23 protein-coding genes are annotated in these 23,900 nt (G+C 62.5%); 12 read left to right on the top strand and 11 right to left on the bottom strand.

All coding sequences use genetic code 11. From position 1 onward, the window contains the following. Nucleotides 1–16: 16 nt before the first annotated feature. From KCG44_RS04715 to KCG44_RS04690, 6 genes are all read left to right on the top strand, one after another. Complete coding sequence (locus KCG44_RS04715; protein WP_218444526.1) at nucleotides 17–1,759, top strand: long-chain-fatty-acid--CoA ligase; 1,743 nt, start codon at nucleotides 17–19, stop codon at nucleotides 1,757–1,759. Between the two features lie 31 nt (nucleotides 1,760–1,790). Continuing rightward, entirely contained in the window at nucleotides 1,791–2,045 is a 255-nt protein-coding gene (locus KCG44_RS04710) for an exodeoxyribonuclease VII small subunit (protein WP_218444524.1), read from the top strand. Continuing rightward, nucleotides 2,035–2,961 (top strand): polyprenyl synthetase family protein, encoded by a 927-nt coding sequence (locus KCG44_RS04705; RefSeq protein WP_218444522.1) that lies wholly within the window; start codon nucleotides 2,035–2,037, stop codon nucleotides 2,959–2,961. The genes KCG44_RS04710 and KCG44_RS04705 overlap by 11 nt, the downstream gene beginning before the upstream one ends. A 38-nt stretch (nucleotides 2,962–2,999) precedes the next feature. Next, complete coding sequence (gene coaD, locus KCG44_RS04700) at nucleotides 3,000–3,485, top strand: pantetheine-phosphate adenylyltransferase (protein WP_218444520.1); 486 nt, start codon at nucleotides 3,000–3,002, stop codon at nucleotides 3,483–3,485. Between the two features lie 94 nt (nucleotides 3,486–3,579). Then, nucleotides 3,580–5,034: a DEAD/DEAH box helicase gene (locus KCG44_RS04695; RefSeq protein ID WP_218444518.1), complete on the top strand. Its 1,455-nt coding sequence runs from the start codon at nucleotides 3,580–3,582 to the stop codon at nucleotides 5,032–5,034. A 77-nt stretch (nucleotides 5,035–5,111) separates the two neighbouring features. Next, nucleotides 5,112–6,206, top strand: a complete 1,095-nt coding sequence (locus KCG44_RS04690) for a GGDEF domain-containing protein (protein ID WP_218444516.1) — start codon at nucleotides 5,112–5,114, stop codon at nucleotides 6,204–6,206. A gap of 103 nt (nucleotides 6,207–6,309) precedes the next feature. Here KCG44_RS04690 and KCG44_RS04685 read toward each other — a convergent pair whose 3' ends face one another. From KCG44_RS04685 to serS, 5 genes are read right to left on the bottom strand one after another with little or no spacing between them, the layout of a single operon-like run. Further along, nucleotides 6,310–7,089 (bottom strand): class II aldolase/adducin family protein, encoded by a 780-nt coding sequence (locus tag KCG44_RS04685; protein ID WP_218444514.1) that lies wholly within the window; start codon nucleotides 7,087–7,089, stop codon nucleotides 6,310–6,312. Next, a complete protein-coding gene (locus KCG44_RS04680) occupies nucleotides 7,089–7,241 on the bottom strand; it encodes a DUF2256 domain-containing protein (RefSeq protein ID WP_218444512.1) in 153 nt (50 codons plus the stop codon). Before KCG44_RS04680 ends, KCG44_RS04685 begins: the two co-directional genes overlap by 1 nt. A 3-nt stretch (nucleotides 7,242–7,244) precedes the next feature. Next, entirely contained in the window at nucleotides 7,245–8,273 is a 1,029-nt protein-coding gene (locus tag KCG44_RS04675) for a M23 family metallopeptidase (RefSeq protein ID WP_218444511.1), read from the bottom strand. A gap of 54 nt (nucleotides 8,274–8,327) precedes the next feature. After that, nucleotides 8,328–9,095: a 5'/3'-nucleotidase SurE gene (surE, locus tag KCG44_RS04670; protein ID WP_218444510.1), complete on the bottom strand. Its 768-nt coding sequence runs from the start codon at nucleotides 9,093–9,095 to the stop codon at nucleotides 8,328–8,330. 14 nt (nucleotides 9,096–9,109) lie between these two features. After that, nucleotides 9,110–10,408: a serine--tRNA ligase gene (gene serS / locus KCG44_RS04665; protein ID WP_218444509.1), complete on the bottom strand. Its 1,299-nt coding sequence runs from the start codon at nucleotides 10,406–10,408 to the stop codon at nucleotides 9,110–9,112. Nucleotides 10,409–10,494: 86 nt separating this feature from the next. On the opposite strand from serS, the gene KCG44_RS04660 reads away from it, so the two are divergent. Beyond that, nucleotides 10,495–10,935 (top strand): host attachment family protein, encoded by a 441-nt coding sequence (locus KCG44_RS04660; protein WP_218444508.1) that lies wholly within the window; start codon nucleotides 10,495–10,497, stop codon nucleotides 10,933–10,935. Between the two features lie 179 nt (nucleotides 10,936–11,114). Here the strand turns inward: KCG44_RS04660 and KCG44_RS04655 are convergent, their stop codons facing one another. Together KCG44_RS04655 and KCG44_RS04650 are read right to left on the bottom strand one after the other, a co-directional pair. After that, nucleotides 11,115–12,350, bottom strand: a complete 1,236-nt coding sequence (locus KCG44_RS04655) for a dicarboxylate/amino acid:cation symporter (RefSeq protein WP_218444507.1) — start codon at nucleotides 12,348–12,350, stop codon at nucleotides 11,115–11,117. 106 nt (nucleotides 12,351–12,456) lie between these two features. After that, nucleotides 12,457–14,514 (bottom strand): NAD(+) synthase, encoded by a 2,058-nt coding sequence (locus KCG44_RS04650; RefSeq protein ID WP_218444506.1) that lies wholly within the window; start codon nucleotides 14,512–14,514, stop codon nucleotides 12,457–12,459. Between KCG44_RS04650 and KCG44_RS04645 the strand changes: the two genes are divergently transcribed. From KCG44_RS04645 to KCG44_RS04625, 5 genes are read left to right on the top strand one after another with little or no spacing between them, the layout of a single operon-like run. Beyond that, nucleotides 14,513–15,853, top strand: coding sequence for an NAD(P)/FAD-dependent oxidoreductase (locus KCG44_RS04645; protein ID WP_218444505.1), 1,341 nt, complete (start codon nucleotides 14,513–14,515; stop codon nucleotides 15,851–15,853). The two genes, KCG44_RS04650 and KCG44_RS04645, sit on opposite strands and share 2 nt — an antisense overlap. Next, on the top strand, nucleotides 15,850–17,427 hold the full coding sequence (locus KCG44_RS04640) for a hypothetical protein (RefSeq protein ID WP_218444504.1): 1,578 nt from the start codon (nucleotides 15,850–15,852) through the stop codon (nucleotides 17,425–17,427). The genes KCG44_RS04645 and KCG44_RS04640 overlap by 4 nt, the downstream gene beginning before the upstream one ends. A 38-nt stretch (nucleotides 17,428–17,465) precedes the next feature. Then, the gene (locus KCG44_RS04635) at nucleotides 17,466–17,768 is read left to right on the top strand and encodes a YggT family protein (RefSeq protein ID WP_218444503.1); all 303 of its coding nucleotides are present in this window, start codon (nucleotides 17,466–17,468) and stop codon (nucleotides 17,766–17,768) included. Beyond that, nucleotides 17,765–18,664 carry a bifunctional methylenetetrahydrofolate dehydrogenase/methenyltetrahydrofolate cyclohydrolase FolD gene (gene folD, locus KCG44_RS04630; RefSeq protein ID WP_218444502.1) on the top strand — a complete coding sequence of 300 codons (900 nt, stop codon included), beginning with the start codon at nucleotides 17,765–17,767 and terminating at the stop codon, nucleotides 18,662–18,664. Before KCG44_RS04635 ends, folD begins: the two co-directional genes overlap by 4 nt. Beyond that, complete coding sequence (locus KCG44_RS04625) at nucleotides 18,661–19,320, top strand: MarC family protein (RefSeq protein WP_218444501.1); 660 nt, start codon at nucleotides 18,661–18,663, stop codon at nucleotides 19,318–19,320. The genes folD and KCG44_RS04625 overlap by 4 nt, the downstream gene beginning before the upstream one ends. Here the strand turns inward: KCG44_RS04625 and KCG44_RS04620 are convergent. The 4 genes from KCG44_RS04620 to KCG44_RS04605 all read right to left on the bottom strand — a co-directional run bounded on the left by KCG44_RS04620 (nucleotide 19,317) and on the right by KCG44_RS04605 (nucleotide 23,894). Beyond that, nucleotides 19,317–21,110, bottom strand: coding sequence for a hypothetical protein (locus KCG44_RS04620; RefSeq protein ID WP_218444500.1), 1,794 nt, complete (start codon nucleotides 21,108–21,110; stop codon nucleotides 19,317–19,319). The two genes, KCG44_RS04625 and KCG44_RS04620, sit on opposite strands and share 4 nt — an antisense overlap. After that, the gene (locus KCG44_RS04615; RefSeq protein ID WP_218444499.1) at nucleotides 21,107–21,514 is read right to left on the bottom strand and encodes a GtrA family protein; all 408 of its coding nucleotides are present in this window, start codon (nucleotides 21,512–21,514) and stop codon (nucleotides 21,107–21,109) included. Before KCG44_RS04615 ends, KCG44_RS04620 begins: the two co-directional genes overlap by 4 nt. 24 nt (nucleotides 21,515–21,538) lie before the next feature. After that, the gene (locus KCG44_RS04610) at nucleotides 21,539–23,050 is read right to left on the bottom strand and encodes an NAD(P)/FAD-dependent oxidoreductase (RefSeq protein ID WP_218444497.1); all 1,512 of its coding nucleotides are present in this window, start codon (nucleotides 23,048–23,050) and stop codon (nucleotides 21,539–21,541) included. Nucleotides 23,051–23,192: 142 nt separating this feature from the next. Next, a complete protein-coding gene (locus KCG44_RS04605) occupies nucleotides 23,193–23,894 on the bottom strand; it encodes a PepSY domain-containing protein (RefSeq protein WP_218444496.1) in 702 nt (233 codons plus the stop codon). Between the last annotated feature and the right edge of the window lie 6 nt (nucleotides 23,895–23,900).

The raw sequence follows: 23,900 nt of genomic DNA, 5'->3' as shown, positions 1-23,900 counted from the left end.
CGTGGGAGTGAGTCGCATGAGTTCCGAGTCCGTTGCAGATGACGCCGACTCCCCGGCTGGCGGCCCCTCCGCACCCGGTTCGCGGCAGGTCGGCTGGAACAGCCGCTACGACCATCCCGTCGACTGGAGTCACAGGTTCGAGGCGCGCAGTGTTCCCGACATGCTGCTGCAGACGGCGACGCGCTATCCGGGCCGGACATTCATACATTTCGAGGGCCGGAACTTCACCTATGGGGAGATCGCCGACCGCGCATCGGAAGCCGCGGAAGGTTTCCGCCGTCTTGGCGTCGAACGCGGCGTCAATGTCGGCCTCTTCCTGCCCAATTGCCCGCACTATGTCGTCGCCTATTACGGGATCATGATGGCGGGCGGTACGGTGGTGAACTTCTCACCGCTCTATACCGCGGACGAACTCGCTTTTCAGGCCGAAGACGCGCATGTCGACACCATGGTCTGCCTGGACCTTGAACAGCTTTTCCCCGCCATTGCCGAGGTGCAGGCGCGCGGCATTTTGAAAACCCTGATCGTCGGCAACATCGCCGAGGTGCTGCCGCCGCTCAAATCCCTTGCCTACCGCCTGTTCAGGCGCGGCGACCGCGCCCGTATTGGCTATGGCCGGACCCGGCTTCGCTATGACAGCCTGTTTCGAAACGGAAAAATCTCACGGCCGGCCGCCATTGCCGTGTCGGAGGACATTGCCCTCATTCAATATACCGGCGGCACGACCGGACGCCCCAAGGGCGCGCTGCTGACACATGCGAATCTCAGCATCAATGCTGCGCAGGTGCACGCCGTCGATCCGGAACCGGGCAATCTGGACCGCATCCTGGGGGCGCTGCCGCTGTTCCATGTCTTTGCGAATACATGCGTTCTCAATCGCTCGGTCCTGGCGGGGGACGAGGTTATTCTCATCCCCAAATTCGACCTCGACACGGTCCTGAAGCTGATCCCCGCCATGCAGATCACCACCCTTCCCGGCGTGCCCACCATGTACCGGGCCATGCTCGACCATCCGGATATCGCGAATTACGACCTGACCTCGCTGCGGATCTGCATTTCCGGCGGCGCGCCCATGCCCGCCGAACTGCGCAGTGCTTTCGTCAAAAAGACCGGCGCCGCCATCGCGGAGGGCTACGGCCTGACCGAAAGTTCGGGCGTCGTCTCGGTCAATCCCTATCTGACCGGCGGCAAACCAGGCAGTATCGGCCATCCGCTGCCCGGCACGCAGATCATCATCGCCGACAGGGAAGACCCGCACCATATCCTGCCGCAGGGGGAACATGGCGAAATCACCGTGCGCGGCCCGCAAATCATGCGCGGCTATTGGGGCCGCCCTGAAAAGAACGAGGACACATTCGTCGATGGCCGCCTCAGGACCGGCGATGTGGGATATCTCGATGCGGACGGGTACGGCTTCATCGTCGACCGCATGAAGGACCTGATCCTGGTCGGCGGCTTCAATGTCTATCCCAGCACGCTCGAAGCTGAACTTTACAGGCATGAGGCCGTGAAAGAGGCGATCGTCATCGGCATTGACGACAAGCGGCTTGGCCAGCGCCCAAAGGCGTTCGTCGTCCTGGAAGAGGGCGCGGAGGTCAGTGAAGCGGTTCTGCTGTCATATCTGAACGAGCATGTTGGCAAGCATGAACGCGCCGCCGCGCTCGAAATCCGCGCGGAGCTGCCAAAGACCATGATCGGCAAGCTCAGCCGCAAGGAACTTGTTGACGAAGAACGTGCGAAGTCGGCGTCTTGCTGTTGACCCGAATGCCCGCCCCCTACAGAACGGCGCAATGACTGATTCAGACGCCGCACCCGCACCAGACGATCTCGATTTCGAAAGCGCGCTGAAACAGCTCGAACGGATCGTGCAGACCCTCGAACAGGGGGAGGTGCCGCTGGAAAAATCCCTTGAACTTTACGAACAGGGCACGAAGCTGAAAGCGATCTGCGATGACAAGCTGGAAAGCGCGCGGGCCAAGATCGAAAAGATCACGCTGGACGGCGCGGGCAAGGCGGCTGGCACGCAGCCGCTCGATGTCGAGTGATGACGACGTGGTGACCAAGAACCTCTCCTCGCACAGCTTAAAGCCGGCACTTGACGCCGTTGCGACGTCCATCAATTCCCGATTCGAAAAGCTGCTGACGATCCCCGCCGATCCGCGCGCGCGGCTGGTCGAGGCGATGCGCCATGCGGCGATGGACGGCGGCAAGAGGATGCGGCCGCTGCTGACGCTGGCGGCCTGCGACCTGTTCGGTGTTGACAAGGAACAGGCGCTGCGCGTCGGCATCGCCATTGAGTGCGTGCACGTCTACTCGCTGATCCATGACGATCTGCCGTGCATGGACAATGATGACCAGCGCCGCGGCAAGCCAACGGTCCATATCGCCTATGACGAGGCGACGGCCGTCCTGGCGGGCGATGCATTGCAGGCGCTTGCCTATGAAGTCCTTGCCGACGAGGCGACGCATCAGGACGCGGCCATTCGCGCGGACCTTTGTCTCGCCCTGGCCAGGGCCAGTGGTCCTGACGGCATGGCGGGTGGGCAGATGCTCGATCTGGCGGCGGAGCACGAAACCTTCGACCTGCCGCTCACCGCGCGGTTGCAGCAGCTGAAAACCGGAGCGCTGATCAGCTTCGCGGTCGAAGCGGGAGCCATTATGGGCCGGGCGTCCGATGTCGAATCGACGCGGCTGCGTGGCTATGCCCACGACCTTGGCCTCGCCTTCCAGATCGCCGACGATCTTCTGGATATCGAGGGCGATGAAACACTCGCCGGCAAGGCGCTTGGCAAGGATCAGGATGCGGGGAAATCCACTTTCGTCTCGCTGATGGGCGTGGAGCGCGCGCGCGCGCAGGCCGACCTCCTTATCAATCAGGCCATCGACCATCTGAACGGCTTTGGCGCGGAAGCCGACCTGCTGCGCGCCATTGCGCGGTTCGCGATAGAGCGGGACCGGTAAAACCGGCGAGGCCTGACAATTATACTGGGAGTTACGCCATGCGTATCGGCATCTATCCGGGAACATTCGACCCGCTTACCTTCGGCCATATCGATATCATCCGCCGCGGCGCGAAGCTGGTCGACCGGCTGATTATCGGGCTGAGTACGAACCCTTCGAAGACCGCGATGTTCTCGCTGGAACAGCGCCGCGCTCATGTCGAGGCCGAGGTCGCGAAATTGGATGATGATGTTCAGGTGGTCACCTTTGACGGCCTGCTCGTTCACTTCGCGGCGGAGCAGAATGCGTCGATGATCATACGCGGCCTGCGCGCGGTCAGCGATTTTGAGTATGAGTATCAGATGGCGGGCATGAACCAGCAGCTGGACGATAATGTCGAGACGGTATTCCTGATGGCCGACGTTGCATTGCAGCCGATCGCCAGCCGTCTGGTAAAGGAAATCGCGCGCTTCGGCGGCGACATCCACAAGTTCGTGACGCCGGAAATCGAACGCGCGGTAAAGGCGAAAATCGCCGCCAGTTGACGCGTCATGATCAAGGCGGAAACAATGCTATCGCTTGACTATCCCTACAAGGGGAGCGAAGCGCGGCCTTTAACCCTCACCTGGACATATACGCTTGAGTTTTCTTCCTCTCGGCCTTTCGGACGAGCTTCTTTCCGCAGTTGCTGACAGCGGCTACACCGAACCCACCGACATCCAGCGCGGTGCGATCCCGCTCATCCTGATGGGGCGCGACGTCGTTGGGGTCGCTCAGACCGGGACAGGCAAGACGGCCAGCTTCGTGCTGCCGATGATCGATATCCTGGCTCAGGGCCGTAGCCGCGCGATGATGCCGCGCAGCCTGATCATCGCGCCGACGCGCGAACTCGCCATGCAGGTTGCCGAGAATTTCGAGAAATACGGCAAGAACCACAAGCTGAACATGGCGCTATTGATCGGCGGCGTCGGCTTTGCGGAGCAGAACAAGCTCCTCGAAAAGGGCGTCGATGTCCTGATCGCCACGCCGGGCCGCCTGCTCGACCAGTTCGAGCGCGGCAAGATCCTGCTGTCCGGTGTCGATATCCTGGTCATCGACGAGGCGGACCGCATGCTCGACATGGGCTTCATCCCCGATGTCGAGAAAATCTGCGGCCTTTTGGGGCGCAAGCGCCAGACGCTGCTGTTCTCCGCCACCATGGCGCCGCCGATCAAGAAACTTGCCGACCAGTTCATGGAATCGCCCAAACGAATCGAAGTCGCGCGGCAGTCAAGCACGAACGAAAACATCGAGCAGCATCTGGTCGAGGTCGCGCCGCGTTCAAAGCGCACGCAGCTCAAGAAACTGCTGGCGACCCCGGATCTGAAAAGCGCGATCGTGTTCTGCAACCGCAAGAAGGACATTAAGGACCTCGTCACGTCCCTGAAACAGGATGGCTTTCGTGCCGGTCAGATTCACGGTGACATGGAACAACGCGACCGCATGGCCATGATGGAGGCGTTTAAATCCGACGAGGTGAATGTCCTCGTCGCCTCCGACGTCGCCGCGCGGGGACTCGACATCAAGGGCGTCAGCCATATTTTCAATTTCGACGTGCCCTTCAACGCCGAGGATTATGTTCACCGCATCGGCCGTACGGGACGCGCGGGTGCCAAGGGCAAATCCTACACCTTCGCGACGAAATCCGATGCTGAACTGGTTGCCGATATCGAAAAGCTGACCAAGCAGCGCATCCCGCGGCTTGGTGAGACCGGGAATGATCCGCAGGGGCAGGCGGACAGTGCTGCGCAGGATACTTCGCCTGCTGATGACAAGCCGAAGCGCACCCGCAGGCCACGTTCAGAAAAGACGAATGCGCCGGAACCGCTGGAAGCATCCGCAAAACAGTCCGCGCCAAAAGCAAGGGCCGAACCAAAGCCTGAGCCAAAGTCGCGGGCGAAATCCCATGCGAGACCCGGTCCGAAATCGGAATCCGGATCCGATCGGACAGCGGCACGCAGGACGCGTGACGACGCGCCCTATGACGAGGCGCCGCTGGCCGAAGATGCAAAGGCGGAATGGAACGGCCCCGTACCGGACTTCCTGAGCCGTTAACAAAAAAGTGACCCTCTTCTAGACACGCCGTTAACCGGATCCCGCCTAGATATCCTGCACGGAAACAGTGCGGGATCATGGTGAGACAGGTACATCTTCTCGACCGGATAAAGACCTATATGGACGCGGGCGGCATAGAACCGACGCCTGCGGCCTATGAGTTCTGGTGGGCATATGCCACGCGCGCGGATCCCGCGCTCACCGAGGCCGTCGACGCTGTCATGCGGACCATGGGCCGCGTTTCCGCGCGCGCGATGGAGAATATTCGCCGCGAGATTTATGGTGCGGTGGTCGACCCCGACATTCACGAACTGCTCGCCAAGACGCAGGCGCAGCTGAAACAAATGGGGCGTTATGTCGAGGGCGCCGAGGAGGGCGCGAAAGATTATGGCCGCGCGTTGAGTGCGGGCCGCGACGGTATGAACGGCGCCGGAGGACCGGACAAGAAGGCCGAACTGCTCGCCGAGATGATCAATGCGACGAGCGCGATGATCGAAAAGACCGGCGCTCTTGAAAAGCAGCTTGCCGATTCGACGGGCCAGATCAGCATGCTCAAGAAGGACCTGCACGTCGCGAAATCCGAAAGCCGCACGGATGCGCTCACCGGACTCAATAACCGCAAAGCCTTCAACGCCTATCTGACGGCGCAGTCCAAACTCGCCGTCAACGAGCGCAAGCCGCTTACCATGGCGTTCTGCGATATCGACCATTTCAAGGCGTTCAACGACAATTGGGGGCACCGCATGGGCGATGAAGTCCTGCGCCTTGTCGGCAAGAGCCTGATGAAACTCTGCCACGGTGTCGGCTATCCCGCCCGCTATGGCGGGGAGGAATTCGTCATTGCCATGCCTGACCATGACCTGGTCGCCGCCGCCAATCACTGCGAAAAAATCCGCGAGTTCATCGCGACCCGGGATTTGCGGGCGAAGGGCACCGGCAAGGATATCGGACAGATCACCATATCGCTCGGCGTCGCCCAGTTCCGCGCGGAAGAAACCCCTGAGGATCTGATCGAACGCGCCGATGCAGCGCTTTACCTTGCCAAAAAGACCGGGCGCAACCGCATCTGCCTGGAAACCCAGCTTGAGGAGGAAGACGACACGTCCGACCTCCGCCCGAATGGCAAGAAGACCGCCGCCAGCACGAGCCGCTACGGCGACATGGCCGCCTGACACCCCCAAGTGCGCAGGTGCGGCATCCGCAAACCGCACGCTCCCCAGCGACAGGCTCCTCCGGCCCCGGCGCCGGAATGGCGGCGATATCCGTCAGAGCATGTTAATCGCGGAAGCCCGGGTCCCGCCGGTCAAGCTTCCTCAGCAGCGCCGGCCATGCCAGCATCTGGCTGACCATCTTCATATTGTCAGGCGCGGTCTGCGCGGCAACCTTGTCTTCCGTGCCCTGCGGAGGATTGTTCAGATTTTCCCGGCCAGCGGACAGCATGTAGACCTGCGCCTCGCACGCGCGCTCCAGGAAATACATGCGCAAAAATGCGTCCGCCACCGTCTCGCCAACGGTCAGCGTACCATGATTTCTGAGGATCATCGCGTGCTTGTCGCCAATATCATTCACAAGGCGCTCACGCTCCTCCAGGTCCGTCGCGATGCCCTCATATTCGTGATAGGCCACATTGTGCTTCGCGATCATCGCCGTCTGCGTATGCGGCAGCAGGCCTTCCGACATCGCGCTGACAGCCTGACCGTGCGGCGTATGCAGGTGCAGCACGGCGTGCGCGTCGTCGCGCGCCATATGGATCGCGGAATGAATCGTGAAGCCCGCCGGATTGGTCAGATACGGCGTTTCCATGACAGGGTTGCCGTCGACGTCAATCTTGACGAGGGATGACGCCGTGATCTCCTCAAACATCAGATTGTACGGGTTGATCAGGAAGTGATGCTCCGGCCCGGGGATGCGCGCACTCAAATGCGTGAAGATCAGGTCATCCCAGCCATGCAGGGCGACCAGACGGTACGCGGCGGCCAGGTCGACCCGGATCGCCCACTCTTCTTCCGATACCTGTGAGCGAACGTCTTGCGGCGGTTTTGGCTGCGTGGCCATTATCTGTCTCCCTTACCCGTGCGGCGGCATTTCTCACCGCAGTATATCACCTGATCCCAGTCGCGCGCCCATTTCTTCCGCCAGCTAAAGGGCCGGTGGCAGACGGGGCAGGTTTTCTGCGGCAGGTCCGCCTTCCGGATTCCCTTCGGCACCGATCATCCCGTCGGCAGGTGCGCGCGCGGATCGACCGCCTTGCGCCCCTGCCGAAGTTCGAAATGCAGTTGCGGGCGCGTGACGCTGCCGGTTTGCCCGACCTCCGCAATGACCTCGCCGCGCCCGACCCGGTCGCCGCGCTGGACGTAAAAGGCGTCATTATGCGCATAAGCGGATACCCAGTCCTCGTCATGCTTCAACAGGACGAGGTTGCCCCAGCCCTCCACGCCGTTTCCGGCATAGATGACCGTCCCGGTTGCCGCCGCGCGCACGGGCGCGCCTTTGTCGGCGGCGATATTGATGCCGTCATTGTAAAGCCCGCCCGCCTTGGCGCCGAAACTCGACAATAGCCGGCCTTCCACCGGCCATGTGAAGCGGCCGTCGAACGGTGCCGGTTCCGGCAGGGCACTTGCGCGTTCCGCCGGGGCGTCTTCCTCGGCAATGGCCGGTTCACCGCCCGTAATGATGTCGTCAATGTCGACATTGAACGCGGCCAGCTCGCTCGGGGCCGGTTCAGGCGTATCAGCGGGCGCATCCATGGTTTCGGCCCGCTGGGGGGACGCCGCATCCGGCAGGAACAGACGCTGGCCGATCCGCAGCAGAAAGGGCGCATCAAGCGCGTTCGCCTGCACGATCTCATCCCAGTCCGTCTTGTAGGCCAATGCGATCGCAATGCCCGTGTCGCCGCGCCTGACCCGGTGATAGCGCCCGCCTGGAATCTCCAGACGCTGGCCGGGGTATATCTTGTAGGGCGGTTGCAGACGGTTCGCGCGGGCGATGGTGCGGACCGCGCTCCCGGTGCGCTCCGCAATCAGCGACAGCGCATCGCCGGCCTGGACGATATAGGTCTGTGTCTCAACCCTGACGGCATCGGCGATCACCTGTCCCGGTTGCCAGCGTTCGCGCGCGCGGGGCGGCTCGGGTACGATTTCGGCAGGCGCGGCCGCGGGCCCCGCCTCGAACGGCGCCTGGCTTCGCGGGATCGCGCAGGCGCTCAGGCCAAGCAGGGCAAGGAAGAGAACGCGGCGCATCGCAGTCAAACTAGGCGATGCCGCCACCGCGCCGCAAGCGCCCGCGCGTTCGATTTACGATATGTCGCTCAGCGCGTCGCGCAGGCGATACATCGTGTCGTAATGCGTCATGTCGAGATGCAGCGGCGTCACCGAAATCTCGCCCCTGCGCATCGCCGTCAGGTCGGTCTCATGCCCCGGCTGCGGCGATTCGCGGCCCAGGCCGAACCAGAAATAATCCACCCCCCGCGTATCCTGGCGCTGCTCGATGGCGGTTTCGCCGTAATCGCGAAAGCCCTGCTCGCAGACCTTCACGCCCTGCACATCATCCGGCTCCACGGGCGGGAAGTTGACGTTGAGCAGGGTACCCGGCTCCCACTCCATCTCTATCAGCGGACGCAGCACCCTCGCACCCCATGCCGCCGCCGTCCGGAACACGCTTTGGCTGCGCAGCTGCGTCATCGCCTGACTCAGCGCGATGGACCGGATCCCGTATAGCGTACCCTCCATCGCCGCACTCACCGTGCCGGAATAGGTGACGTCTTCCGCAAGATTCGCACCGCGATTGACGCCCGACAGCACGATGTCGGGCGGATTGTCCTTCATGACATGGCCCAGCGCCATCATCACGCTGTCCGTCGGCGTCCCGAGAACGGAAAAGCGCTTTTCGCCATGCCGGCGAAGGCGCACCGGAACGGTCAGCGTCAGCGAATGGCCCGCGCCCGACTGCTCCTCCGCAGGCGCGACCACCCAGACATCGTCCGACAGCTCCGCCGCGATATCCTCCAGCACTTTCAGGCCGGGGGCGTGATAGCCATCATCATTCGTCAGCAGGATGCGCATATTCAAAAGCCTCTCTAGCTCGCCGGAAGCAGCTCCGCCGTCCCGCCCATATAGGGCCGCAGCGCGTCCGGAACCGCGACGGACCCGTCCGCCCGCTGGTAATTTTCCAGCACGGCGACCAGCGTCCGCCCGACGGCAAGCCCCGATCCGTTCAGCGTGTGGACGAAGCGCGTCTTTTTCTCGTCCGCGCCGCGCGTCCGCGCATTCATGCGCCGCGCCTGGAAATCCCCGAATTCGGAAACGGAGCTGATCTCGCGGTAGCAGTCCTGCCCGGGCAGCCAGACCTCCAGATCGACGGTCCTGCGCGCCGCCGCGCTCATGTCGCCCACGCACAGCTGCATCCGCCGGTACGGCAGTCCCAGTGTTTCCAGCACCGTCTCCGCTGCGCGCACCTTGCGCTCAAACTCCGCGGCGGATGCGTCATGGCCGCCATCCGCGCCCGGATCGATGATCGACACCAGCTCCACCTTCTCAAACTGGTGCTGGCGGATCATACCCTTCGTATCGCGCCCGGCCGCCCCGGCCTCGGACCGGAAACATAAGGTCAGCGCGGCGAACCGCATCGGCAGGCTGTCCGCGCCGACAATCTGTTCTCGCACCAGATTGGTCAGGCTGATCTCGGATGTCGATATCAGCCAGCGGCCATCTTCGGTGCGGAAGGAATCTTCCGCGAATTTCGGCAATTGCCCGGTGCCGAACATCGCTTCGTCGCGCACCAGCACCGGCGGGTTCACCTCGGTATAGCCATTCTGGTTCGTCTGCAGGTCCAGCATGAGCTGCCCGATGGCCCGGTGCAGCCTTGCGACCGGACCGCGCATGACGGCAAAGCGCGCACCGGCAATCTCTGCCGCCGCCGCGAAATCGAGCCCAAGCGCCGCGCCAATCTCGTCATGCTCTTTCGGCTCGAAATCGAATGACGGCACATCGCCCCAGCGTTTCACCAGGACATTGTCGCCTTCATCGTCGCCAGGCGGGACATCGTCCGCTGGATGATTGGGCAATGCCGCCAGGGCGCCATGCACCTGGGCCTTCAGCGTCCGCTCGCGCTCTTCCAGGGCGGGCATGGTTTCCTTCAGGGCCGCGACTTCGGCTTTCAGCCGCTCCGCTTCGTTCTTGTCGCCCTCGCCCATCGCCCTGCCAATGGCTTTCGACGCTTCGTTGCGCCGGGCAAGCGCAGCCTGCAATTCGGTCTGGACGGCGCGCAGCTGCGCGTCCGCCGCCACAATGGCAGGCGCGGCAGGCGCATGTCCGCGCCGCGCAAGCTGCCCGTCAAAGGCGGTGGGGTCGTCGCGAAGGATCTTGATGTCGTGCATGATCGCCCATCTGCCGCCGTCGCGCACGCTTCGCAACCGCTCGTCAACCGGTGCGTTGATATCGCGAACCCAAACAAGGAGCCCCCATGCAACTCGAACATAAAACCGAAATCTGCGTCGTCGACGGCGAAAAACTGCTGCTGCTTGTCAATGAGGGCGACCATGAATATCCGGACCTTCAGGTCGCACGAAAGGAAACGCAGGACAATCCTTCCGATGGAGAGCTGTCGGCGAACCGGCCGGGACGGCAGTCCGAATCAACGGGCGCCCGCACCTACGCCTATGACGATACCGACTTTCATCAACTCGCCGAGGACCGCTTTGCCGCGGACGCCGCGGACATTCTTTACAAGCGCGCGCATGCCAACAAATTCGAAAAGCTTATCGTGATCGCCCCGCCCAAGACACTTGGCGAGATTCGCAAGAGCTACCACGTGTCTGTCGAGCAGAAGCTTGCCGGAGAGATCGACAAGGAGGCGACGAACCTCCCGCCCGAAGACATCGCGAACATGATCAAGGCGGCCTGATCGAGGGGAATCTGTTCGGTATGATGCTGACCGCGAAGATCAGACAGTATCTAACGGCAATTTCAGATCTTCATCATCCCGGGCGCAGTCGAGGGACGCACATAGGTTTTGCAATATCGTTCGTGCTTCCCTCGACCGCGCCTCGGATGATCAGGATTTGGTTTCTGGCAGAACCGGGCTCAAATATCGTCGTCGCTCTCATATTCCTCGACATCGATCTCGCCCATCATATGGCCGACCGCGACAGCAACGGTCGCATCGCCCGTGATGTTCGTCGTGGTGCGCATCATGTCCATGATCCGGTCGATGCCCGCGACCAGGGCAATCGTCTCCAGCGGAATGCCCGCCACACCAAAGACCAACCCCATCATGATCAGGCCGGACCCGGGAACGCCCGCCGCACCGACCGCGCCCAGTGTGCCGGTGATGGCGATGAGGATATAGTCGGTCATATCCAGGTCAATACCGAACACCTGCGCGCCGAACAGGCTCGCAAGGCCCATATACATGGCCGTGCCGTTCATGTTGATCGTCGCGCCGAGCGACAGCACAAAACTCGATACCGAGCGCGAAACGCCCAGATTCCGCTGCACGCAGCGCATGGTCACGGGCAGGGTCGCATTGGAGCTCGCCGTTGAAAAGGACACCGCCTGCGCATCGACAATCCCGCGAAAGAAATCCCGGATCGGCAGCTTCGTCATCATCTTGATGATCAGCGGATAAACGACCAGGATGATGATCCCGCAGCCAAAATAGTTCAGTCCCACGACCTTCGCGAGCGGTAGCAGCGCGTCGGTCCCGAACGTACCGGCGACCCATGCGATCAGCGCGAAGACACCGAAGGGTGTCAGTTCCATGACGATCAGCGTCACTTTCTGCATGACGATGGCACCTGAATCCATCGCCTTCACCATGGGCGCGCCCGCTTCTTTTGCCAGCAATATGCCGATACCGAACAGGATCGCGAAGGTGATCAGCGGCAGCACGTCACCCTCGGCCATCACCTGAATGACATTTCCCGGCACGAAACGCAGGATCATGTCTGTCGGGTCAAAGCTCTCCGTCGACGGCGTGAACGTCTCCGGCAGCGGGATCGACAGGCCCTCGCCGGGCCGCATCACCGTCCCGATCAGCAGGCCCAGCGCGACACTGATGGCGCCGGTTCCCATGAACAGCAGCAAGGAGCGTCCGCCAACCGCGCCCAATTTGCGCAGATCCCCAATCGCGCAGACACCCGCCACCAGACTAAAAAAGATCAGCGGCACGACCAGCATCTTGATGGCCTTGATGAACAGATCGCCGATCCACTTGATCGACTCCGCCTCCGGTCCCCAGGCCAGACCCGTGATAACCCCCAGGATCAGCGCCGCAATCACGCGCTGCCACAACGGAATGGCGAACCACATCTTGGTCATAAGCTAAGCAACCTCCCCGGATAGTCTTCGCTGGCTACCTCGCGGGGTGCGCGGCGAATGGCAAGGCCGTATCCCCTGCCGCCCCTGCGGGGGAGGGAGTTGTCGTTCACCTCGGCAGGTTCGCATCCAGTTCGGCCAGCCATGCCGCTGGCGTGCCATCTGACGGCGCGCGCCAGTCTCCGCGCGGACTAAGCGCGCCGCCGCCTGAGACTTTCGGACCATTGGGGAGCGCGCTGCGCTTGAACTGCGCGAACCCGAAATAGCGCTGCAGGAAGACGCGCAGCCATTTTTCGATCGTCGCCAGATCATATTCCGGGCGATTGTCATCCGCATGGCCAATCGGCCACATGCCCGCATTCCGGTCATGCCACGCATGCCATGCCAGAAATGCGATCTTCGACGGCGCCAGTCCGTGGCGCAGCGTCCAGTACAGGAAAAAATCGTGCAGCGCGTAGGGGCCGATTCGATCCTCTGTCGACTGCATCGCGCCGGTTTCCGCGTCCGCGGGGACCAGTTCCGGGCTGATTTCCGTAGCCAGGATGCGCTCCAGAACCTCATCGGTTGCCGCGTCGAACTGGTTCGTCCGTTCGGACCAGCGGATCAGATACTGGATCAGCGTCTTCGGCACGCCGCCATTCACGCCGTAATGGCTCATATGATCGCCGACCCCATAGGTGCACCAGCCGAGCGCCAGTTCCGACATGTCGCCCGTGCCGATGACAAAGCCGCCATGCTGCCCCGCCAGCCGGAACAGGTAATCCGTTCTGAGGCCCGCCTGCACATTTTCGAACGTCACGTCATATTGGGGCTCACCGTCCGCAAAGGGGTGTCCCATATCGCCCAGCATCTGCCGCGCCGCGGGACGAATATCGATTTCCTCTGCCGTGCAGCCGATGGCCTTCATCAGCGCCCAGGCATTGCCCCTGGTATCCTCGCCCGTCGCAAAGCCCGGCAGGGTGTAGCCACGAATATCGGTGCGCGGACGGTCCAGCCGGTCCATTGCCTTTGCCGCCACGATCAGTGCATGTGTGGAATCGATACCGCCGGAAATGCCGATAGTGACGCACTTCGCGTGCGCCGCGCGGATCCGCTTCGCCAGCCCCTCGACCTGGATATTGAAGGCTTCGTAACAGTCTTCATCCAGCCGCTCGGGTGCATTGGGCACGTAGGGATAGCGGCGAATGGCGCGGACCAGACCCCGGTCTTCGCCCAGGTCGCCGTGGGCGAAGGCGATGCGGCGGAAGCGGGTTTCGGGATGATCCAGATGCCGCGCCGCATCATTGAACGTCCCCGTGCGCATGCGCTCCTGCCGCAGGCGCGCGGCATCGACATCGGCGTAGACTGTCTCGGCATTCCATTGGAAGCGCGTCGATTCCGCCAGCTCCTCGCCCAGCTCGTAAATCAGACCCTGCCCGTCCCACGCCAGGTCCGTCGTCGATTCGCCCGGCCCGGATGCGGAATAAATATATGCCGCCATGTTCCGCGACGAGGACGCCGCGCACAGCATCTTGCGCTCTCGCGATTTGCCGATGGTGATGTCGGACGCGCTGAGGTTGCACAGGATCAGCGCCCCTGCCAGCGCGCCTTCCGTTGAGGGCTGCACCGGCGACCAGTAATCCTCGCAGATTTCCATATGAAATGTGAAATCGGCATAGTCCGACGCGGCGAAGACCAGGTCGGTTCCGAACGGCACGGTCTGCCCGCACAGCTCCATCTCCAGCCCCGTGACACCGGAGCCCAGCGCGAACCAGCGCTTTTCGTAATATTCCCGGTAATTCGGCAGAAAGCTTTTCGGCACCGCACCCAATATGCGCCCGCGATGAACAGCGAGCGCACAATTATACAGGCGGCCATTTCTGACGAGCGCGGCGCCGACGCAGAGAACCGGCCGCAAATGCTCGCTCGCCGCGACCAGCTCTGCCAAACCCTGTTCCACCGCACCCAGATAGCCGTCCTGCAAATGCAGATCGTCAATCGCATAGCTGGTCAGGTTCAGTTCCGGATAGACCAGCAGGTCGATGCCTTTGGCATGCGCGTCCTCGGCATTCCGGATCGCCTCCGCGGCATTCTCCGCCGGATCGCCTGACGTCGCGGCGGGGGTGCAGGCGCCGACACGCACCAGCCCCTGCTGGCGCAGCGTGTAGAACGGGTGTGCTGTTTCCATGGAAACCCCCTTTGCCGCGCCAAGCTTGAGTGGTCTAGGGCAAGAGCGTAGGCTGACTGCCCGCACCCGTGCGAAAAGGGAAGCTTCGACCATCTCCGCAGAACTCGACCAATTTGACATCGCCATCGTCGGCGCGGGCCATGCCGGGGCGCAGGCGGCCATCGCCTTGCGCGGTCAGGGCTATGAGGGACGCATCGGCCTGATCGGCGACGAGCCCGACCTGCCCTATGAACGGCCGCCCCTGTCGAAAGAATATCTCGCCGGGGAAAAGCCCTTCGAGCGCATGCTGCTCCGCAAGGAAAGCTTCTGGGAAGAACGCGATATCCGCCTCTTGCCCTCGACCCGGATCGAGCGCGTCGACGCAAGAACGCATGAGCTGTTCGATGCGGAAGGGGAGAGCATCCGCTATGGCAAGCTGATCTGGGCCGGCGGCGGCGAACCGCGCCGCATGCCGTGCGGCAGCGACGCCGGCCTTTCCGGCGTGCACGCCATCCGCACCCATGCCGACGTGCAATTGCTGCGCAAAGAACTTGCCGCCGCGGATCGCATCGTCGTGGTGGGCGGGGGTTATATTGGACTGGAGGCCGCCGCCGTCCTCACCAGGCTCGGTAAGCATGTCACCGTCGTCGAAGCGGCGACGCGCCTGCTATCCCGTGTTTGCGGTGCGCCGATTTCCGATTTTTACGAACGCCTGCACCGCGCCGCGGGCGTCGAATTCCGCCTGAATACCATGACCGACTGTCTGGAGGGTGAGGATCACCACGTCCGCGGCGTCCGGCTGTCCTGCGGCGAAAGCCTGCCCGCCGACCTCGTCATCATCGGAATTGGCATCGTCCCGTCCATTGAGCCTCTGACGGCGGCCGGGATCGATACCGCGAATGGCGTGCGGGTCGATGCCCAGTGCCGCACGTCCGACCCCGACATTTTTGCCATTGGCGACTGCGCCCTGCACGTCAACGCATGGGCTGACAGCGCGGAAATCAGGCTGGAATCGGTTCAGAATGCCAATGATATGGCAAAAGTGGCTGCGCAGGTCATCACTGGCACGCCCGCGCATTATGATGCGCTGCCATGGTTCTGGTCAAATCAATATGATGTAAAGCTTCAGACGGCAGGATTGAGCATGGGGTATGACGATCATGTCCTGCGCGGCAGTCCTGACGAGGGAAGTTTTTCCATGGCATATCTAAAGGCGGGCCGCATCGTTGCGCTCGACGCGGTCAATCGCCCGGCCGATTTCGTGCAGGCGCAAAAACTGATCCGCGCGCGCGCTTCTCCGTCGCTCGCGGCGCTCGCCGACATTGAAATGCCACTAAAGACGCTTATCCCTACATCATGAGTCCGCGCACCCTTGCCATCGGCATCGCCGTCATCTTGTTCATTGTCCTCGCCGCAGGGGCGGTGGCGCTGAAATACGGGCTCGGCGCGGCATCGCCAGCGTCCCGGGCGGGTGCCGCGTCGGCTTCCTCCGCGTTTCTGTCGCCCGCGTCGGCGTCGACATTGTCGGCAAACGCGCCCGAACTGCCGCAGACGGAAACGGTCAGTGTGGCCGGCGACATCGCCGCCAGCGCCGGCATGTGGGACGAGGCGCAGGTCACGAACCGCTTCTGGCACCGCGCGCAGGAACTTGCCTGGCAGAATAAGCCCGTCGATTTTGTCGATGCCAAAGGCAGGCCGCAGGGCAGCGATGCCTTCGCGCGCGGTTCCTTTGGCACTGGCGGCCGGATCAGGATCGACCTGCCCGCCGGTCTGAACGATATCTATGTTCATGCCAGTTCGGGCAGGGCGTCGGTACATGCGCGCGAATCCGGCCAGGGCCCTGTCCTTATTCTGGACAATGGGCGGCGTCTCAGCGCCATTGCGGATGCGGATATCGAGGGTTCGACCGTGCGCACGCTCGGCAGCCAGCCGGTCCTTCATGCAAGAGCCAGCGGCGGCTTCCTTGTGCGGTTTCCGCCATATGAGGGCAAAGGAACGCTTCTGCTGCAACAGACGGATCGGGGCAATAAACCCGGAACGCTCGAAATCTTCAAAACCGATCCGCAGCTGCCGCCGCTGGCCCAGCCGGCGACGCTTCCAGCCGCCGCCCGGCGCGTTCTTGAAATCACCGCAAACACCGTCGCTGACCGCCGCCCGGAACGCAGCCGGATCGAGGGGGAATGGAAGCGGACCTGGCTTGACGCCAAGAGCGCGCCGCAAAGCCGCTGCAGCGACCTTGGTCCGGGGCAATGCCGCGGGCTCACGCTGCTGGGTGACCGGCACAAATTACCGGCTGCGCTGAAACGCGCGGCCGTCGTCACCTATTTCCGGATTGACGGCACCTGGTCATCCACAGGCGGCAAACTGCCCGGCCTTGGCAATACCGGCGACACCGAACCCGGCAACAAGACCTGCCTTGGCGATACCTGCTATCCCGACGCGGGCTGGGGCGGGCGCAGGGCAAATGGTCTGCGCTGGCATGCGCGCGGCCTGTTCACCGGCGCCGGAGAAGATGGCGCGCCGGGCTGGGGCACTTATCTTTACGCCCTTAACGTGGATGCCGGTCATCACGGCAAACATCTGCCCGCCGCCGAGCCGCTGCCGCGCGGTGAAGTCGTTGCGGCGGTCCAGTATATCAGCGTGAACGACGTCGGCGCCGACAATGGCGAGCTTGGCCTCTGGCTCTGCCGCCCGGCAGGCTGTACGCCCATGTACTGGCGCGACGACATCCGGTATCGCACGGTCGACAGCGACCTTGCCCTGATCAACGAGATGGACATCGCCGTCTATTGCGGCGGCATGTCCTGCCAGATGAAGCCGGGCACGCGGTTCGACTATGATTTCCACTCCGCTGCAGTATTTGACGGCATGCCTGACCTCGACGCCGTGGCCCAGCGGGTTTCAGTGCTGGCACGCACCGCCCCACCGCGTTAGGACAGTAACATTCCTCCTGCTTAATCGGACAGTTTGCCATGCCCGCGACGATTGCCGCTTTCCTCGATATTTTCGTGATGCTCTGCCAGCTGCTGATCTGGATCATCATCGCTCAGGTGGTCCTCAGCTGGTTGATCGCGTTCAATGTCATCAATCTTTCCAATAATTTCGTGCGGTCGATCGCGGTGGGCATCGAACGCCTGACAGCACCGCTTTACGCGCCCATCCGGCGCTTCATGCCCGATCTTGGCGGCATCGATCTGTCGCCGATGGTGCTGATGCTCGCCATTATCCTCTTGCAGCGCTTCGTACCGGCGCTGGTTATGGACCTCGTCCTGTGAGCGCGGAGCGGATTGACGGCATCGCATTCGCCGCCAAGGTCCGCGCCCGGATTGCCTGTCTCGCCAGCAGTTTCGAGACGCGCGCGGGACGAAAGGCCGGTCTCGCGGTCATTCTGGTCGGAGACGACGCGGCAAGCCAGGTCTATGTCGGTGCCAAGCACAAGGCGACGCGCGAAGCCGGAATGGCAAGCTTTGAGCACCGCCTGCCCGCGGATACGCCGCAGGCCGACCTGATTGCCCTTGTCAAGAAACTGAACGCCGACCCGGCCGTTGACGGCATTCTGTGCCAATTGCCGCTGCCCGCGCCCATCGACGGCGATGCGGTTATCCAGACCATCGACCCCGACAAGGATGTCGATGGGCTGACGATCATCAATGCGGGGCGCCTGCTGAGCGGCTTGCCCGGTATTGTCCCGTGCACGCCGCTTGGCTGCGACATGATGATCGTCGATCGTCTGGGCGAGGATTTATCCGGCAAGACCGCGCTTGTCATCGGCCGCTCAAACCTGTTCGGCAAACCGATGGGCCAGCTTCTGCTACAGCGCAACGCGACCGTAACGCAGGCGCATTCCCGCACCGCCGACCTGGCCGGCGAAGCCGCCCGCGCGGACATTCTGGTCGTCGCCGTCGGCCGCGCGGAAATGGTCCGTCAGGAATGGATCAAGCCGGGCGCCCTCGTCATCGATGTCGGCATCAATCGTATCGACGCGCCTGAACGCGGAGCGGGCAAGACGCGCCTTGTCGGCGATGTTGCCTATGGCGAGGCTGAAACCCGCGCCGCGGCCATCACACCCGTTCCAGGCGGCGTTGGTCCGATGACCATCGCCTGCCTTCTCGACAATACCATCACCGCCGCGCATCGGCGTGAGGGTCTGACGCTGCCGGACGCCGCATGAGCCCTGAACTTTGGGAGCTGTTTGTCTCCGCCTTCGCCACATTGTTCGTCGTCATCGACCCGCCCGGCTGCGCGCCGATTTTTTCCGGCCTGACACGCGGTGCCAGCGATGCCGCGCGGCGCAGCATGGCGATCCGTTCCGTCCTGGTCGCCAGCGGCGTACTCCTGATATTCGCATTTTTCGGACGGCCGCTGCTCGATGCGCTTGGGATTTCGCTCGATGCCTTCCGTGTTGCGGGCGGCATCATGCTGTTCATCATCGCGCTTGAAATGGTTTTCGAGAAACGCACCGCGCGCCGCGAAACGCGTGCGCAGGAGGTCGCGGAGCAGGCCGAAGTGGAGGATGTCAGCGTCTTTCCGATGGGCATTCCCATGCTCGCCGGGCCCGGTTCCATCGCCGCGCTGATGCTGATGATGAGCGAGACCACGACGCTTGCCGAACGCAGTATCGTGTTCGGGGCGCTTGGCCTCGTGCTCATCATAACGATGGCGGCGCTGGTGCTGGCAGGCCCGATGATCGGCTTTATCGGTCACAAGATAGAGGCGATGCTGACCCGTCTTCTGGGTGTCATCCTGGCCGCGCTGGCGGCTCAGTTCGTCATCGACGGTATTATCGGCAGCGTCACGGATGTGATGGCAAAACTCGCCGCGGCTTAGCGCACGACCTCGTAAATCCGCACGGGGGTCACGTCATCCTGCGGCACGGGGCGAAGCCAGTCCGGTGCGCGGCCGTCGCGCAGCTTCGCCATGAAGCCGTTTGGTGCCTTCTCCACATAGCGCTCCACCTCGGGCAACCCCTCGCACCAGATGACGTGCGTAACGCCGCGCCGCTCGACAAGCGTGCGCGCGTCATCGCCCCCCGTGACGAAGCCGCGCATCGCTTCGCCCATGGCCGCCTGATTGCGATGATGGCCGCTGGCGACGAGACCATGGTCGGTAAGTGCCAGAATGGTCGGCGCGATATCGATCGGAGCGTAGACCCTGCCGACGGGCAGGGCCTGCACGGCACGCCAGTTTGCCGGGCTGTTGCACCGCTCGCTTGAAATCGCCGTCTGCATCTGCTCCGCATAGCTATTCGTGACCTTCAGATAAAAGGCATATCCGAACAGCGGCGTTATCGGAAACACCATCAGGATGACGCCTATGGTCGCAAATGTACGAGCGGGGCGGCGGAGCTGCCGAACGCGGGGCAGGGCCGCGCCCAGCAGGATCATCGTCCCGGGCAGCGCAAGTATTTCGGCATGCGCGATGGTCCGCGCCACCAGCAGCCCGATCATGGTCGCAATCAGGAACAGACCGGCGACGGTCAGAAGGTCACGCTGCGGCAGCGGCGATGCCCTGCGTCTCAGCGCATAAGCATAACCCGCCGCCCCCAGCGATATCTGGACGACAGGAATGAGGGATGCGCCGAAAGCGGCATGCCATAGCGGTTGCCCCTCCAGCACGCGCGCATACCAGAATGTCCGCACGAACGGCGTCAGCTGGGCAAAGGGCCCTGCGGTACATGCGGGGTCCACGGCGGCAAGCGCGCCAACACCGGATATGCCCGCCGCGGCAAGAACAGCGAACCGTATCCGAACATCGCTCAGCGCCTGATTGGCAAGGGGCAGCATCACCAGAAGGCTCGCGCCAAAGGCCGCGAAATAGGCGGGCATCATCGCGTCGCACCAGCTTTCCTGCCACAGCCCGGACGGCTGCGTGCCGACGAACAGAAGCGCACTGCACAGCGTCAGCGCCGACATGTAGGACAGCAATCGCCTGGTTTCCGCCGGATCGAGTGCGGCGCGAATGGCAAGGGCAATGCCGATGGCCACGGCATAGGGCAGCCCCTCGATGCTGATGTGCATCCACATGGACATGGCGGCCCCGGCAAGCAGGCCCGCACGCCCCGCGCGCGTCAGGAGCAGCGCATGGACAGCCGTCACGCCCAGCAATATCTGCCAGCCATGATGATCGATCCGCATCGGCTTCAACTGCTGCGCGATCTCCACCAGCGCGGGGACAAACATGACGCCCAGAAGTGCGTATTTGGGCCCGGCCACGCGGCGGATCAGCAGTCCGGCCATCAGCATGACCAGAAACAGCGTTGTCAGCGGTACCGCGACCAGTGCCGTCCGCTCCGCCATTTCCGTGCCCAGCACTGGGGTGAGAACATAAATAATCGCCGCCAGCGGCAGATCGACGATCCGCGACCAGTGCATCGGTGCGCCCCACGGCGTGTTCATCCGGTGCTGGGAAACGTCGAACCAGTTTTGTCCGGCCAGAAAATCCCTGACCTGCACGATCCGCATCAGATCGTCAGGGCCGACCAGCTGTCCGCCGAGGATTGGCTCGCGCGCTCCCCAGACGGAAAGCAGCGCCGCAAACAGCCAGATGATGGCGATGTAGAGCGCAAATGGCGGCCGCGCCGATGTCTCGGTCACGCTCTTCGCGATCACAGCGCTCATCGCGCGAAAACGTAAATGCGCCGGACCAGCCAGACCGCCTGGAAACTGACCCCGATCGCGATGACCTTCGCCATCCGCGGATCCAGGCCAAATGTGGTCGCGAGCCCGACAATGCCCATGGTCAGACCAAGGCCGAGCACCGCCGACGCCGCGAAGAGCACCTTCTGCTGACGCCGCGCGGCTGTCCCTCGCCTATGGGTTTCGCCCTGAAACACCAGCCGACTCGACAGCAGCCAATGGGCCGCAATCCCGACCGAGTAGCCAAGGCCAGAGGCCAGGCTGGCGATCATCCCGCCAGCGAGCAGCGCCATGAATATACCTACGTCCGCGCCAAGGGCGCAGACGCTGACAAGGCCGTACCTGACATAGGGACGGTCACCATGCGTGATCAGCTGTTTCAGCATCTGCCTGGCCAGCGGCGCGGCGCGTCAGGCCGCGACTTTGCGCGGGACAAGCCGTTCCGACTTCAGCGCCTCAACAGCCCCTTCATCACCGGCTTCATGATATTCGGCATCCTCGTTGACGCACCACACATCATGGACGATCTTGCCCGCCTCGATATTTTTCACGGTCAGCATCGCCGTCATCATGGCGTGATCCTGATTATTATATTTGTGCATGCCGTTTCGGCCCACCAGATGCAGCGTCGGATGCGTTTCGGCGAGATCGGCGCGCATGGCCTCGACATTGGCGGCGTAGGAATCATCATAGACCGGGTAGGCCTTTTCCTGCCGCACGACGACGCCGCCCGTGATATCTTTCGGATCGCACAGGCCGAGCTGTGCCAGTTCGGCCTTCGCAAGTTCGACGAGGTCCTCGTCCTCCGATGACCACAGACCGTCACCCTTGAAACAGAAATATTCCAGGCCGACACAGGCCATGTCATCGTGCGGGATCAGTTCGGGCGACCAGGACCGGAAATTCTGGATGCGGCCGACCTGCACGCTTGGGTCATGGATGTAGATCCAATTGTCCGGAAACAGGTCCTTCGATTTCACCATGACCGCCACCGTCAGGAAATCGCGATATTTCAGATCGAGCGCGTTCGCCGTCGTTTTCGGCATCGGGTGCAGGCGGCCTGCCAGCTCGCGCATTGGCGCTGAAGATATGACATGTCCGGCGTTGATCTCGACAGTTTCGCCATCGCCGCGCTTTGCCTGCACGGTCCAGCGGCCGGTCACCCTGTCTTCCGACAGTTGATGCAGCGCATGACCCATCAGGACCTTATTGCCGCCCTTCAGCACGAAATCGCGCGCCGCTTCCCACATCATGCCCGGACCCTTGCGCGGGTAGCGGAAGGTTTCCAGCAGCGTCTTGGCTTCCATGCCGTCATTCGGCTTTTTGTTCAGTCCGAATGACCGCTTCAGCCCATCGACAACCGCGCCGCCCAGTGACAGCCCCTTGATGCGCTGCGCCGCCCAGTCCGCGCTGATTTCGTCGCACTGCATGCCCCATACTTTTTCGGTGTAGGTTTTGAAAAAAATGTTGAACAGTTTTTCACCGAACTGGTTCGATACCCAGTCCTGAAAATTATCCACGTTTTTCCTGGGGAAGACCCGCGATTTCGCATAGCTCGCCATGCACAGCACCGAACGCCACAGTCCCAGATTGCCCAGCGCCTCGAATGCGCGCAGCGGATAGGAATAGAAGTTTCCCTCATAATAGATGCGGCTCATGCGCGGGCGCTGGATGAAATCGTCGGGCAGGATCTCGTTCCAAAGATCGACGACTTCCTTCGATTTTGAGAAAAACCGGTGTCCGCCAATATCGAAGCGGTATCCCTCATGTTCCACGGTCCGGCTGATGCCGCCGACATAGACCGGGTCTTTTTCGATGACGGTAACGGAAAAGCCCGCCTTCGTCAGTAGATAGGCCGAGGTCAGACCCGCAGGGCCCGCGCCGATGATCGCCACGTCGACGCTGGAACTCTCATATGCCATTTTCGGTGGTGCCCCTGATCCGTAAATCTGTCCGGGAGCAACTCTTGGGGGGGAGGTTTAAAAAAGTGGTTAAGAAAATCCTGTGATCTATCCGCAAGTCCAATGTCTTGCCGTCTTTTCCAAGGCGGTGCGCATCTTGCCGCTAATGCGCCTGTCGTAACCGCCGCCGCCACCACGGCTTCACGGTCCGGTAGATCACAAGCAGCAGCCCCGACAGCGCCACGGACAGGCCAAGTCCGGCCGCAACCTGCACGAGGGGATTGTTGAAATTCTCGCGGCTTTCATAGTCCATGATGTGCAGCATCCACATAAAGTCGAATATCCGCCATAGCCGCGTGCGCCGGGTCAGGAGTTCACCCGTATCGGGATCGAAATAGAGCCGCAAATTGTCGAAGCCATCAAATGTCACCTGCCAGACCGGCAGGGCGCCGCGATATTCGCCCGGAGGGTCACTTTCGATCAGCCGGACTTCTCGGATCGCCGCGCTGCCGGAATATCCTGCATCGGCAAGATGGACGATATCGTCGCGCGTCGGTGCGGGGACAGGGTCTCCGGTATACGGATCATATATCGACCGCCGCGCGGGGTGCGCCACCACCAGTGCCGGCCGGCCGCCAATCATGCTGAGCGAAAGTCCTGTCACCGGCTCGCCATCAAAATCCGGCATGACGAGCGGCGCTTCCAGCTGCATGCGCGTCGCTTCGCGTATCAGATGTTCACCGCGCACATTCTCAATCGGAAAGACCGTCATGAATAGGCCCGACAGCATCCAAAGCATCATCTGCACGCCCACGATCAGCGCCAGCCATTTGTGCAGCTTCGACACCGCCGGGTGCAGTTTCATCGGCGT

Source organism: Pacificimonas pallii, assembly GCF_019204005.1.
In the GTDB taxonomy this organism is placed as follows: domain Bacteria; phylum Pseudomonadota; class Alphaproteobacteria; order Sphingomonadales; family Sphingomonadaceae; genus Pacificimonas; species Pacificimonas pallii.
The sequence above is the reverse complement of the archived record's forward strand: the minus strand, read 5'-3'. Positions and strand labels throughout refer to the sequence as shown.

Excerpts from the sequence above, each read along its gene's own strand:
- KCG44_RS04715 (WP_218444526.1), top strand. The coding sequence starts at position 17 with ATGAGTTCCGAGTCCGTTGCAGATGACGCCGACTCCCCGGCTGGCGGC.
- KCG44_RS04710 (WP_218444524.1), top strand. The coding sequence starts at position 1,791 with ATGACTGATTCAGACGCCGCACCCGCACCAGACGATCTCGATTTCGAA.
- KCG44_RS04705 (WP_218444522.1), top strand. The coding sequence starts at position 2,035 with ATGTCGAGTGATGACGACGTGGTGACCAAGAACCTCTCCTCGCACAGC.
- coaD (WP_218444520.1), top strand. The coding sequence starts at position 3,000 with ATGCGTATCGGCATCTATCCGGGAACATTCGACCCGCTTACCTTCGGC.
- KCG44_RS04690 (WP_218444516.1), top strand. The coding sequence starts at position 5,112 with ATGGTGAGACAGGTACATCTTCTCGACCGGATAAAGACCTATATGGAC.
- KCG44_RS04685 (WP_218444514.1), bottom strand. The coding sequence starts at position 7,089 with ATGGCCACGCAGCCAAAACCGCCGCAAGACGTTCGCTCACAGGTATCG.
- KCG44_RS04675 (WP_218444511.1), bottom strand. The coding sequence starts at position 8,273 with ATGCGCCGCGTTCTCTTCCTTGCCCTGCTTGGCCTGAGCGCCTGCGCG.
- surE (WP_218444510.1), bottom strand. The coding sequence starts at position 9,095 with ATGCGCATCCTGCTGACGAATGATGATGGCTATCACGCCCCCGGCCTG.
- serS (WP_218444509.1), bottom strand. The coding sequence starts at position 10,408 with ATGCACGACATCAAGATCCTTCGCGACGACCCCACCGCCTTTGACGGG.
- KCG44_RS04660 (WP_218444508.1), top strand. The coding sequence starts at position 10,495 with ATGCAACTCGAACATAAAACCGAAATCTGCGTCGTCGACGGCGAAAAA.
- KCG44_RS04655 (WP_218444507.1), bottom strand. The coding sequence starts at position 12,350 with ATGACCAAGATGTGGTTCGCCATTCCGTTGTGGCAGCGCGTGATTGCG.
- KCG44_RS04645 (WP_218444505.1), top strand. The coding sequence starts at position 14,513 with ATGGAAACCCCCTTTGCCGCGCCAAGCTTGAGTGGTCTAGGGCAAGAG.
- KCG44_RS04650 (WP_218444506.1), bottom strand. The coding sequence starts at position 14,514 with ATGGAAACAGCACACCCGTTCTACACGCTGCGCCAGCAGGGGCTGGTG.
- KCG44_RS04640 (WP_218444504.1), top strand. The coding sequence starts at position 15,850 with ATGAGTCCGCGCACCCTTGCCATCGGCATCGCCGTCATCTTGTTCATT.
- KCG44_RS04635 (WP_218444503.1), top strand. The coding sequence starts at position 17,466 with ATGCCCGCGACGATTGCCGCTTTCCTCGATATTTTCGTGATGCTCTGC.
- KCG44_RS04625 (WP_218444501.1), top strand. The coding sequence starts at position 18,661 with ATGAGCCCTGAACTTTGGGAGCTGTTTGTCTCCGCCTTCGCCACATTG.
- KCG44_RS04620 (WP_218444500.1), bottom strand. The coding sequence starts at position 21,110 with ATGAGCGCTGTGATCGCGAAGAGCGTGACCGAGACATCGGCGCGGCCG.
- KCG44_RS04615 (WP_218444499.1), bottom strand. The coding sequence starts at position 21,514 with ATGCTGAAACAGCTGATCACGCATGGTGACCGTCCCTATGTCAGGTAC.
- KCG44_RS04610 (WP_218444497.1), bottom strand. The coding sequence starts at position 23,050 with ATGGCATATGAGAGTTCCAGCGTCGACGTGGCGATCATCGGCGCGGGC.
- KCG44_RS04605 (WP_218444496.1), bottom strand. The coding sequence starts at position 23,894 with ATGAAACTGCACCCGGCGGTGTCGAAGCTGCACAAATGGCTGGCGCTG.